The organism is Ruegeria sp. CDSA079, assembly GCF_059612245.1.
Genome location: NZ_JBXWQF010000017.1, coordinates 85,826 through 98,371 on the forward strand (window position 1 = coordinate 85,826; position 12,546 = coordinate 98,371).

At 53.7% G+C, this 12,546-nt stretch carries 10 protein-coding genes; 4 read left to right on the forward strand and 6 right to left on the reverse strand.

The window, feature by feature from the left end; all coding sequences use genetic code 11:
• Positions 1–65: 65 nt before the first annotated feature.
• Positions 66–986 (reverse strand): sugar ABC transporter substrate-binding protein, encoded by a 921-nt coding sequence (locus tag AC2FJZ_RS16670; protein ID WP_050604155.1) that lies wholly within the window; start codon positions 984–986, stop codon positions 66–68.
• A gap of 124 nt (positions 987–1,110) precedes the next feature.
• Positions 1,111–2,124, reverse strand: coding sequence for an inositol 2-dehydrogenase (gene iolG / locus AC2FJZ_RS16675; protein WP_496779030.1), 1,014 nt, complete (start codon positions 2,122–2,124; stop codon positions 1,111–1,113).
• Positions 2,125–2,642: 518 nt separating this feature from the next.
• Between iolG and AC2FJZ_RS16680 the strand changes: the two genes are divergently transcribed.
• From AC2FJZ_RS16680 to AC2FJZ_RS16695, 4 genes are all read left to right on the forward strand, one after another.
• The gene (locus AC2FJZ_RS16680; RefSeq protein WP_496668738.1) at positions 2,643–2,828 is read left to right on the forward strand and encodes a hypothetical protein; all 186 of its coding nucleotides are present in this window, start codon (positions 2,643–2,645) and stop codon (positions 2,826–2,828) included.
• 16 nt (positions 2,829–2,844) lie between these two features.
• Complete coding sequence (locus AC2FJZ_RS16685; RefSeq protein ID WP_496668736.1) at positions 2,845–3,069, forward strand: hypothetical protein; 225 nt, start codon at positions 2,845–2,847, stop codon at positions 3,067–3,069.
• On the forward strand, positions 3,054–3,365 hold the full coding sequence (locus AC2FJZ_RS16690; protein WP_496668734.1) for a hypothetical protein: 312 nt from the start codon (positions 3,054–3,056) through the stop codon (positions 3,363–3,365). The genes AC2FJZ_RS16685 and AC2FJZ_RS16690 overlap by 16 nt, the downstream gene beginning before the upstream one ends.
• 434 nt (positions 3,366–3,799) lie before the next feature.
• Positions 3,800–5,392 carry a GMC family oxidoreductase gene (locus AC2FJZ_RS16695; RefSeq protein ID WP_496779032.1) on the forward strand — a complete coding sequence of 531 codons (1,593 nt, stop codon included), beginning with the start codon at positions 3,800–3,802 and terminating at the stop codon, positions 5,390–5,392.
• Between the two features lie 58 nt (positions 5,393–5,450).
• On the opposite strand, the gene AC2FJZ_RS16700 is transcribed toward AC2FJZ_RS16695, so the two are convergent.
• The 4 genes from AC2FJZ_RS16700 to AC2FJZ_RS16715 all read right to left on the reverse strand — a co-directional run bounded on the left by AC2FJZ_RS16700 (position 5,451) and on the right by AC2FJZ_RS16715 (position 12,278).
• Positions 5,451–6,380, reverse strand: coding sequence for a hypothetical protein (locus AC2FJZ_RS16700; protein WP_496668730.1), 930 nt, complete (start codon positions 6,378–6,380; stop codon positions 5,451–5,453).
• 478 nt (positions 6,381–6,858) lie between these two features.
• Positions 6,859–8,274 (reverse strand): FAD-binding oxidoreductase, encoded by a 1,416-nt coding sequence (locus tag AC2FJZ_RS16705; RefSeq protein WP_496779034.1) that lies wholly within the window; start codon positions 8,272–8,274, stop codon positions 6,859–6,861.
• Positions 8,275–8,393: 119 nt separating this feature from the next.
• The gene (locus tag AC2FJZ_RS16710; protein ID WP_058274660.1) at positions 8,394–8,651 is read right to left on the reverse strand and encodes a DUF4242 domain-containing protein; all 258 of its coding nucleotides are present in this window, start codon (positions 8,649–8,651) and stop codon (positions 8,394–8,396) included.
• Between the two features lie 27 nt (positions 8,652–8,678).
• Positions 8,679–12,278 carry an adenylate/guanylate cyclase domain-containing protein gene (locus AC2FJZ_RS16715; RefSeq protein ID WP_496779036.1) on the reverse strand — a complete coding sequence of 1,200 codons (3,600 nt, stop codon included), beginning with the start codon at positions 12,276–12,278 and terminating at the stop codon, positions 8,679–8,681.
• Between the last annotated feature and the right edge of the window lie 268 nt (positions 12,279–12,546).

A 12,546-nucleotide genomic window follows, 5' to 3' on the forward strand; every position in this document is an offset into this window, starting at 1 on the left:
TTCCTCCCATTTGGGTGGGGACGGCGCTGCTGCGCCGCCCCGTTTGGTTCAGGTTTCGACGCGGATCAGCGGATTCCCTGCGAAGACAGCTCAATCACCTGAGCAGCTTTGTCCTGAGTGATCAGGTTCGGACCCGAGGGCACGTTACCACCAGGCATCAGGCCGTATTTGGCGTGCAGACCCATGAAATTCACCGACAGGTACCCTTGCAGGTACTGCTGCTGATCAATGGCAAATGCTGCGTCACCGTCCGCGATCGATTGCAGGAAGTTGGCCGACAGGTCGAAGGACGCAACATTCACATCACGGCCCGAGCCTTTGACGGCTGCGACAGTCGGTTCACCAGCCGAGCTTGCACCCAGCGCCATGACTGTGTCGACGGCTTCGTTTGCGGCCAGAGCAGCGGAAACTTTCGACTCGATTTCCGTCGGGTCGTTCGAGGTCGGCAGTACTTCAACGTTACCGCCAAAGCCTTCTGCAAAACCGGCGCAGCGCAGGTCCAGCGCAACGTTTCCGACTTCGTGGTTCACACAGATCGCTGTTTTACCGCCCATCGAAGCGAGTTCTTCACCGGCGGCTTTGCCGGCATCAAACTCGTCCTGACCCACGTGCAGCAATGCGCCCAGGTCTTTCGAGACGTCAGAACCCGAGTTGATCGAGATCACCGGAATACCGGCGGCAACAGCACGTTCGATTGACGGGCCAAGCGCGTCCGCATCCGGGATCGAAACGATCAGGCCGTCCGGTTCCTGGTTCACGGCAGCATCGATCAACTGCGACATGGCCACCATGTCGAAGGTTTCCGGCGCACGGTATTCCACGTTCACGCCGACATCTTTGCCGGCCTGCTCAACACCGTTTTTCACGACGTTCCAGAATGCGTCGTTGGCCTGACCATGCGACACGACCACGATTTCCTGCGCAAATGCAGGTGTCGCCAGAGCCAGTGCCCCAGCAGCAAGCGCGCCTTTAACGAATTTCTTCATTTCAGTTTCCTCCCAATGGTTCAGTCTGATCTTCTGTTGGGGTACCGGCCCCAATCATCCGGCTGTGCCGAATCTCAGTGGCTGCGGCGCTGGGCCGAGCTAACGTAAGTTTGAAGAAATTCGATCATTTTGCAACCGGTTTCAAAATTTCTTCCATCTGGATTGACCTACCGGCCTGCGCCGACAGCGTTGCAGCTTCGGCCATTGCCAAAGCTGCAACGCCGTCCTGCAACGTGACCGGAACCTCGGACCCGCCTTCAACGGCATCAACAAAAGCTGCCCACTCAACCCGGTAGGCCGTCATGTATCGTTCCAGGAAGAAATGGGTCGGCCTTGCCCCCACAACGCCGTCCACCGTTGATTTCACGACGGTGTTTTCCAGCATGTTCTGCGCCTGCAACAACCCGTCTGACCCCAGCACTTCAACCCGTTGGTCATAGCCATAGGCCGCGCGCCGCGAATTCTTGATGACTGCAATCCGGCCATCCGCGTAAGTCATTGTGACTGCCGCTGTATCCACATCACCAACCGCACCGATTTCCGCATCCACAAGCGATGATCCAACCGCCGATATAGTCTGCGGCACATCGCCCATCAGATAATTTGCCATATCGAAGTCATGAATCATCATGTCCCGAAACAGTCCGCCCGACACTTTTACGTAACTGACAGGAGGTGGCGCCGGATCAAATGAGGTGATCGACAAAAGCTCGGCCTTGCCAATTTCACCTGCGCTCAACCCGGCCTTCAACGCCGCAAAATTCGGATCAAACCGCCGGTTAAATCCAATCATCACAGGCATGCCGCGTGCAGATACTGTATTTAGACAGTCCATTGCCCGCTGTAGGTTTAGATCAACGGGCTTTTCGCACAGAACCGCCTTGCCTGCGCCTGTCGCAGCCTCGATCAAATCAGAATGCGTGTCTGTCGGAGTTGCAATCAGAATCGCATCAATTCCCGGGTCGGCGATGATCTCGTCCGAACTACGGGCTTTGGCGCCATGTTCGCTGGCTAGACTAGCTGCGGCATCGGGCAGAGCGTCGGAAACAGCTGACAGTATGCAACCCGGATGGGATGTAATCGCCTGCGCATGAACGCGTCCGATGCGCCCCGCGCCCAACAGTCCGACCTTCAACATGCGACTCTCCCGAATCTTGGTGTTGCGCGCAACAATGATTCTCTTTGCAACCGGTTGCAATATCTTTTTTCGTAACGTTGGCACTTTTGCGCGCCGAACTCGAAAACCCCTAAAACTGCGAAGCGGTCTTCAAATCGGAAAGCCTGCCAATCTTCGCGCGCTGAAATCCGCGCAGACTCGACCCTACGGGAATCCCCCAATATCGGAGCACGATGAATCAGGTTAATGATAGGTTAAGGAACACACACTACCACTCTGTGACCCCTTAAAGGGGCTGGCATGACCCCCTCGTCCAGCCCCTTATACACCACCAAGCAGCCACAACAGCGTCCCGGATCGAGGCCCTGATCATCTGTGTCAGATATCTGTTGGAAAATGGCGATCCCTGAAGGACTCGAACCCTCAACCTGCTGATTCCAGATCAGGCGCTATATCCAAAAATATTATATATATTCAGTGTCTTATACTGCTGCCCGTAAAACCTTGTCCCAAGGGTGTCCCGCTTGTAGGCTGAAACCATGGGAAAGGCAGCAACAAACAAGGACAGGCTGGACCAAATCGAACGCGCGTTTGGCAAGAAGCCAGGCGACGTGCCACAGACCGAGCAGGATGCAAAAGAGTGCGATACCTTGATAGAGGGATATCTGGTCAGGGACGACCCGGCACCGGCTGGTCCGTACCGGGCGAGTAAATGGACGATCTAAAGGGGGATTTCGAACAATGACGACCCGAAATGCCTCACGTTACGCGAAATACCCTGACAACCCGCTGTTGGCGACGCAGCGCGGTGGTGGGTTCAATCCTCAACTGCTGAACATGTACCTGTCATGCCTACCGCCTGACGTGGCCGCTGATTACCGGGCAATGGTTGACATAGATGGGTCTCTGATCCTGCTGCACGTCAGAGGCGGTATTACTGGCGCAAGAAGGTGCTGCGCGAGTTGACCGAACACTTTGGACCGATGCTTGGCCCTGACAACTGGAACTTTCGGTTCGGGTGTTTCTATTGCGGCACCGAGTTTACGCCACACCGGAAAGGCCACGTGTTCTGCACACCGACCTGCCGCAAGAACAGTCATCGGTTCTGGAAGGGTGAGAAGCGACGGGCCTTTGCATTGTCTGACCAGTACGAGCGCGCCAATGCGATTATTGCGATGGCGTTGGGTCGGTCTGACAGGCTCAAGCGGATCAAGTCCAGATTTGAGCGCATTGCGCGATTGTATGACGAGGCCCACACATGACGAGTTTGCACCGAAGCCCTGCCGAGTTTCTGGCAGCCCTAGCCCCGAGACACACAGGCTAAGTTTCTGGAAGACCAGTTATTGCAGTTTACCCCTTCTGGCTACATGGGCCGTTACAGCCCTGACAGGGCCGACGCGGCGATTCATGCGATCAACGTGTTGGGCGGCGCAAAGGCCCCGCCCTTGGTTGCGGCCTCGGTCGCCCCGGATCGCTTAAAACGCAGCTCTCGCGATACCACAAACCTAAACACTGCACTTTGGGCATCTCGGGTAACGCAAGGGCAGCTATCCATCCCGATCCAGTCATCCGACAAAAAGCCTCAGATGACCGAGTCGAGCCCAAAGCGGACATACCCAACCTCCGCAAAATGTGTTGCTTGATAAAGGGCAGACTGTCCGCCACTCTTTCCAGATTAGTAGTTTGGGGTTTTGTCATGACGGATAGTTTTGACGTTATTATCGTTGGCGCCGGAAGTGCTGGATGCGTCCTCGCCGCTCGTTTGACCGAAGATGTGAAGCGTTCCGTTTTGTTATTAGAGGCCGGCGGATCGAACGACGACCCCCGGGTTTCCACACCCGCCAAATTTGGCGCGCTCACCAATACACGCTTCGATTGGGCCTTTCGGACCGCTCCGCAGGGCGAGCTTTCGGGACGCCAGATCGCCTATCCGCGCGGTCGATGTATCGGCGGCACTGGTTCGATAAACTATATGATATACCTGCGCGGGCATCCGGCAGACTACAACACGTGGTCCCAAATGGGCGCAACGGGCTGGGGATGGGACGGTGTGCTGCCCTACTTCAAGAAGGCTGAGAATTGGGAAGTCGATGGAGATCCGTCGATCCATGGGGACGGCGGACCGCTGACTGTGACTAAGCCAGGCGAGCGGTCGCCCTTAACCGAGACATTTGTAGAAGCCTGCCAGCAGGCCGGGATTCCATTTAATGGCGATCTGAATGGCATGGAACTGGACGGCTGTGGTTATTTCCCCGCGACCTTGCAAGAGAACAGGCGGGGCAGCACCGCGCATACATACCTCTCTACGGCGATGGGGCGTCCCAATTTGACCGTTGTGACAGGCGCGACGGTCATGTCATTGCAGTTTAAGGGCAGTTCTGTGACCGGCGTGAATTATGTCGCCAAGGGAGAACTGAACCATGCAACTGCGCAGGAAACCGTCTTAGCGGCGGGCGCCATAGGCTCACCACAGATCCTGCAACTCTCAGGAGTTGGCCCAGCAGACCTGTTGAACGATGTCGGCGTCCCGGTGAAGCATGACCTACCCGGCGTGGGCGAAAATCTGCAGGATCACTTTCATTACCGCGCCCGTTGGGAAATTGATCAGCCCTTGACTTTCTTTGGCCGAAGCTCTGAGCAAACCGCGGAGATTGAGCGCCTCTACTCGGAGGAGTCGCGCGGTCCCCTGACAACGAACCACTTTGAGTCTGGTGCATTTCTGAGATCCGGACCCCATGTCGATATTCCCGATATAGAACTGCTTATGATCCCATATTTCATAAGCTTGGGAGCCCCGGAGTATCGCCCACCGGATCGCCACGGTTTCACAATCTCTGGTTTTCCGACCCGTCCTTGGAGTCGAGGGCGTGTGACTATAGCATCAAACGACCCATTGGATCGGCCCATTATCGATCCTGGATATCTAAGCGATCCGGCGGATGTCGATCTGATGCGCTCGATCATCAAGGAAGCGCGGAAGATTGTATCACAGGAAGCCTTTTCGAAGCTTAATCCGGTTGAGATATCTCCGGGGGCGGACACCCAGAGCGACGAAGAACTTCTTGCGGACATTCGTGAGATTTCGTCGACGTCCTTTCATCCCGTTGGCAGTTGCAGGATGGGGCAAAGCGATGATTGCGTCGTAGCTCCTGACTTGAAAGTGCACGGGCTTGAAGGGTTGAGCGTTGCCGATGCGTCTGTGATGCCGCAAATGAACACCGGACACCCCAACGCGCCGGTGATTATGATTGCTGAAAAAGCTGCCGACATGATCGCTGGGCGCGTTTGAGTGAAATAATTGCTAAGCATCAGACAACCGATTTTTTGTGACAGGATCAGGCCCCGACCTAAAACCGCAGACCGAAGCCTATCGAAAAACCGGAAAATCCTTCGGCAACTACACCGTTTAACATTACACGTCCCGCTTGAACGGCTGGCAGACCGGTCAGGCGAGTATCAATCTCAAGTCCTACGCCAGCTGTGGCCAGCCAATCGGTGCCTAGAACGGTTACACTGTCGCCGTGATACAGCACAACACCAGCATCCAGAACGAGTTGTGTTGGGAGTTCGAAGAGATTGACGTTTTCCAGCGGATAGCGATGACGTGAGAACAGGGTTGTTTGGTTTGAACTCGCACTTGCGTTCCCAGCCTCAGGCTCGTTGATCGGGTTAAAATCCAAGAATGTTTGACGGATACGATATTCCCCCTGCCACGATCCAAATTGCGCCTCTCGGAAGATACCAAGCGAAGCACCAACCCCGAATGCGTTTAAGTCTCCGTCGATCAAATCGTTGGAGCTAGATGCCGAACGCAGCAATGGAAAGCCGCCAAGAAAAGCATCCGCAGTCACTTGGCCAAGTGAAAGATGTCCGACCGGACGAACTTTCCACTCGTTTACCAATGGAAATTCCCAACCGATGCCGACCGTTGCTGCCACGCTTGACCAAGTTACATCCAACTCAGTGTCGGGGGCGATCTCTGGAAAGAAGAGTACCGGGTTATATTTTTGATAGGCAACAAGACCCTCTACATACAGCCCGTTTTCAAGTGGCTTGTAACCTCCTCGCAGTTGCGTCGAGCGTAGACTCTTGGCACCTCCGGAAGCATCAAGAAAAGAAAACGAGGATAAAGTCTCGTTTGGGGTGGCGGCGATACTCAAGACAGACAAAGCCGCTCGCGCTGCGGCCTCAGAGGCATCAGGGTCCACGCTTTGAGCATTGGATGGACTAGTTGAACTTGCAGTTGAAAACACCGCGAATGCAAGAAATCGTCTCAATGTACAGGCTCATTTGTTGGATAAAATGGAAGACTTAGCGATGTCCCTTAAGCTTAGCATTGCCGGGATAAGAATGCCCCGCCTTTTGCCATATTTGTTTTGCTGTTAGGCAATTTGGTCTCGATTGTGAGGGTCTCGCCCCCAACTGCTTCCTTAACCGCCTAAGAGGGGACCTAAATTGGGGAATACCAGTCAGCGATGTGAATTGAACCCGTCGCCGCAATGTCCGCTCCGCATTGATAACCCGTATCCAACAAAAAGTGGCAGGTGACAGCTTCGAGCCCAAAGCGGCCAAATGGTCAGCAAAACCCTGCCGTCGCAGCGGAACACGGAATTCGCCTGACAGTGGAAAAGACAGTGTCGACATTTTCGGCGTGAAAATATTTGGTGGTCTGAACGCGTAACCAAATATTTGTCGTCAAATATCAAGCATAAGCTCTAGACGTCGTATAGATCAGTCTTTCCAAGTCGGATAGCCCTACTCAGGCACTATGTTGTGATTAATCCTGAACAGATTCTTTGGATCATAGCTGCCTTTTATTTTCGATAGCTTCTCGCCGTTTAGGCCGTATGCACCAGCAATATGATCCGCTTCGTCTTCGGGCATAAAGTTTACATACGCGCTACCGGTCGCATGAGGCCGCATCTGATCATAAAGTCCCCGCGCCCACGCAATGCACTCATCATCCTTGTTCGAGTCTTCCCAACGAGTGTGAACATTCATTATGAAGTGTGCTGATCGTTGCGGATAAGCTGTTGAGTGGGGTTCAATGCGTGCCATTGCGCCACCTACATGCGCAATAAATACTTCGCAAGCAGGGTCGGGAAGGCTGGAAACCGCCTCGAGAAGACCTGCGATTGCTTCCGAAGAAAGCGCTTCGAAATCATGGCTTTTCCAATAGTTCCGAGCGCCCGGTGTAAGCAAAGGGTCGAATGCTGCTTGCCAGTCTACAAACTTGTGAGGTGAGATGACGTCGGCAATCGGTTCTCCTAGCGCGCGCAAGCCCGACATGGCTTTTTCACCATCGTCTATAGGACCACTGTAGCAAGCCGCAAAAATCAGCACCTCTCTCCCATGCCACTCTTCTGGTAGGAACGGGAGAGGAGGAGCTTTTCGCATCACGCTCCAGACGGTCAGCTCATCGGGTGAGTCATCTGCAATGGCTGCGAATTCTGCAAGCAGCTCTGGCGCCTTTTCGATCGGGTGAACGATCAGACCCGACAGAACATCGGGCCCAAGATCATGCAACTGGAACTCGAATGAGGTCACGACGCCGAAATTGCCGCCTCCACCTCGGATGGCCCAGAAAAGCTCCGGATGGCTTGTGGGCGAGGCGCTGACAATCGTCCCGTCTGCCGTCACAACTTCTGCCGACAGAAGATTGTCAATCGTCATTCCGAATTTCCGCGTCGTCCACCCAAAGCCGCCGCCAAGGGTCAGACCAGCGATACCAGTTGTCGAATTGATGCCGACTGGGACAGCAAGCCCATGAGCCTGGGTTTCGCGATCTACATCGCCAAGCAATGCACCCGGTGCAACCCGAGCAGTCTTGTTGACAGGGTCCACGTGTACTGATTGCATCTGGGACAGATCGAGCAATACTGCCTCGTCTGCGACAGCGTGCCCTGCAATTTGATGCCCACCTGATCGGACTGACATTATGAGGTTGGCGTCCCTAACAAAGTTTACAGCTTTCTGTACGTCGCTCGCCCCCATCGCGCGGATCACGAACCCAGGGTGACGTTCGAACATGCTGTTCCATGTAGTTCTTGCGCCTTCATATTCCGGAGTGCCCTGTAAGTAGACGCCGCCGCGAAGCGAAGAATTAAGCGCATCCAAAGCGTCTTGATCCACAGTTGCCGTGTTTCCGTCGAGCGTTTTTATGTCGTACATGCATAGGCCTCCCTGTTTTCAGGTCAGGCTTCTTGCGCGGCTGCCTCATATAGTTGTGACTTCCGATGCGTTGTCCCGCAGATAAATCGCCTCGGATTAGGGTTTTGAACTGCGAATACTCAGGCGAATATTCCGGGATCTATCTGATCCACGGGTGTTATGACATCGGCTGGGATGTTAAGGCGCTCGGCCGCCTTTCTGAGACTTTCCTCGTCAGGGGCCTCATACAGGCAGTATGTTTTGCGCTTGTCTGCGCTGAGGAACGAGAAAATCCACTCGACCCCGACTTCGTCATTGATCTCTTTGATGTGAATTTTGTCGTCGTCGCTGACGTTCAGCTGCTCGGCAAAATTTCTCTCAATTATGTACCTTGGCATAATGCTCCCCCAAGCATCTAAATGACTTTAAACAGCTACTCCCTCGAGCTTTGACCTAAGGGAAACCATACTCAATCGCTGTGAAATTGCCAACGCTTCCCCTTCTAGTTGAAACGCTAGTTCCAAATCATTCGTGCGGCCCCGTTGCCTTAGCGCGGATGCATATGCTGCCTTGCTGTGCGCAATCCACGGTGGGCATTTCATGCGCGTGTCTATTTCGATGGCCTTATGGAACATCCTCTCAGCGGCGTCCCAGTTTTTCAGCACCGTTGCCAGATTGCCCAGACGTCTTGCAGCCGCCCCGGCGCAAACTGTTGTTGCCCCAGCGGTGATCGTCAGCTCTTCGTATGGGGTCAGCATGTCATAGAGGGTCTCAGCATGTCCCAGATGCTCGACTGCGACACAAATGTCAGCAAGATAAGACAAAGTAGTTGAAAACATTGCATCAAGGGGAAGATTGAAGCCATTCTCTGCCATTTCATTCAATATGCGTTCAGCTGGTTCCTTGTATCCCAACTCGGCGGCAATAAGGCCAAATCCCGGTTTCCAAGAAATGTCTTCCGGGCTATCCGTCATCAGCTTCTTGATCACCGGTGCAACTTCGTGCAGCCGGTTTTGCTCGCGGCGAATGGTAAACATCTGAACACCGAAGACGCCCTCAACATGTTCTCCATGTGTCTTTCGACCGATTTTCACCGCTTCGTTGGCATGCATCTCTGCCTGCTCAAAATCGCCATCCATAATTGCAACCATGGCGCGTGCGTGCTTCTGTACCCAGTAGAGTTGCAGATGGTTGTCCTTTTCCGAAATCTCCGTCAGCAGATCGAGTGAATGATCCATCAAGTCGCGGTCGGCCATTTCGGCCCCGACAAAAAGACTAAGTGTCCGGTCCCGACCCTGATCAATACTCCCTAGGTTTTCGGCCGCTCGATGCATCGCATCAAGATTTTCACGCCAATGACGTGTCTCTCTGCCTTTGCGCGCGACGAATGGCGCCCCAAAATGCATCATCATCACCGAGAATTGGGATTTATAGTCCCCCAGTTTCGCGGCCAATTCCATTGATTGCTGACCATAGCGTGCGCCTTCAGAAAACTGGCCGACAAACATATGTGCCCGTGCAAGTTGGCTCATCAATCTGCACTGCCGTACTTCGTCATCGTCGGGAAGGTCGTTCAGAGCTCTAACACAAAGCTCAATGGCCTCGCCGTGTCTCTTACTCGACATCATACACGAGTCCGCAAAATGGTTCGCAGCATCAGCGGCGAGCGCCACATCGTGTATTCCACGGGCGGCGTCCGAGGCCTCTTTCAAAGCCGCTATCCCCTCTGGCAACTGACCCAGGCTGTCATGGCTGCGACCAATCAGGATTTTGGCTTTGATCGTTTCGACACCGTTGTCAGATCTAAGATTTTCGGCCGCTTTGAGTGTTTCCCTAGCGTTGACCATCGCCTCTTGGCTGGCGGATCTCGCCAATGCCATTTCAGTTGCCGTCTGCCATTTGTCGAACGCAGCACGCCATTCTTCGGCCTCTGAAAGATGGCGGGCAACCAACTCGGGCCGACGTTCAATCTCTGCTGACCGCAACTGGATCAATGCACGTGCCACGTTTGCGTGTTGTTGTCTGCGGGTTGAGCCCAGCATGGATTGATAGGCGGTATCCCGAATAAGGGCATGACGGAAAACGAAATACCCTCGATTGTGCCCGCTTTCAAAGATCAAACCTGTTCGAGACAGCTCTTCTATACGAGATTGAATTTCCGCACTCGCAAGACCTATTGCAGAAGCCAGCAAGCTAGGCTCGAACTCCCGTCCAATGACGGCTCCTGTTAACGCGACTTGTTTAGCCTCTGGTGAGACCGCGTCAAGACGTGCCATCAGTGTGCCTTTCAAAGACGCGGGTATGTGGACTTGCCCGTGTTCACCCGCCTCAACAATCGCCCGGGCCAGTTCCTCGACGAATAAAGGCACGCCGTCCGTCTTCTCAATGATTGCGGCAATCAGAGCATCGTCGGGTGCTTTTCCGGTGACATTGCGAACTAGGTTCGAGACATGGGTCGTATCAAAACGACGCAGTTGGAGCGTATGTACGTGCGCTTCCCCGTCATCATGGGCAAGTTCCCAGCCAGGCCTGTGGGTAATCAAAATCATTAAAGGCAGATCTCCGCAAATTGCTTTGAAGCGATCCAAAAGAGCTTGGGTGGAAGGATCAATCCAATGCGCGTCCTCAACACAAAGAATAACAGGACGCGTGCTTGCGCGCACCTGAACCGTGTGGATTAACGTCTGAATCGTGAGGTCACGTTGCTCCTGCGGAGACATATCGAGAACGCTTCGGGCAAGAGCACTGTGAGGCGCAACCAGTGCGGCAAAGACGGGCAGAACCTTTTCCCATTCCAAGCCCTCTCGGCTTTCCAACATTTTTTTAACAAGGTCGAGAATTTGGTCGTCATCAAAATCTGTCCCCACACCAGCATCCTGAGAAATCCTCTGGGCGACAGGGTGGAACGGGCTACTGGTAAGGTAAGGAGAGCAGTTCAGCCTGATAATATCAGCTTCGCTAGTCGCTACAGCATTAGCGAGAAACTCTTCCGCCAATCGCGATTTACCGATCCCAGCTTCACCGGCAAGCAGAACAACCTCTCCCTGACTGTTCTGCGCACGGAGCCATGATTGTAAAAGGATACCTTTTTCGTAGTCGCGACCAATCATGACGCTGCCACTTTCGTCCCTGTATGAAGCTCGAAACCGGCTTTCCGCGCTGTGTTCTGATACGACAGTCAAAAGGGTCCGTGGTTCTTTGAAACCTTTCAGTTCGGTTTGTCCAAGAGACGTAAACTCAAATAGCCGATGCAAAGTTTCTTCGGTCTCCTCAGCAGATAAAACAACTGAGTTAGGTTCTGCGTGTTCCTGAAGCCGCGCTGCCAGATTGACAATTGGCCCCGTCATGGCTCCTTCTTCGTAGGTGTTCTCACCGATCGTATCGCCAACTACCACTTCCCCACTCGCGATACCTAACCTGGCTGACAAGGGCTCACCGTCAGGTGTTTTTAGCTCTCTGACCCGTCGAACGGCCTCAAGACCAGCCTTTACAGCGCGAACTGCATGATCTTCATAGGCTGTCGGCCAGCCAAAAAACACCAGGAGACCGTCGCCCAAATACTTCGAGACGTAGCCGCCATACCCTCTAACTGCACCTGCAACCGCATCCTGGAAGCTCTGCAGCAGTTCGCGCATGTCTTCGGGGTCAAACCGGTTAGTCAACTCAGTCGAGGCGACGAGATCAGCAAACAAAACTGTTAAGTGACGCCTCTCTGCGATCGCCAATGAAGCAGGCTTCCTTGCAGATAAGGCCACGCCTTGCGATCTATCCGAAATGGGAACCCGACCGACTTCGCATGCATCCGAGTCTACGGCTTGTGGCGATTGAGACGAGTGCTCTTGGCCAGTCAATTCTTGAACCGCTGCCAGGATGATTTTTCGGTGGCCCAGACTAACCCCAAGCTCTTTAAGGTCATCGTTTGACAGTAATGGTAGTACACGTGCGTCGATATCATGCTGTGCAAAAGCGTCTGAGTATTGACCCAGTTCAAGATCGTTCAGCCAATTGTCGATTTTAACCGCCATAACATGATCATGCTTAGATACGGGACGCTAATCAAGAAAACGCTGTAAAAACGGGCTGATTTTTGGCGGCCAAATGTCTGCATTGCCTTTGAAGGAAATGACACCTACCTATGCAACTTTTTTCGGAATGTAGAGGTTATTTGCAGGCAGATCTCTCTCAGCGTGCATTTGCTGCACTGCCGCGAAAGGCAGCTTTGGGCTGATATTGTTGAAAAACAACGTGTTGCTGGCGCAGAGAGAGGCGTACCGAACTGAGCGCGAGTGCCTT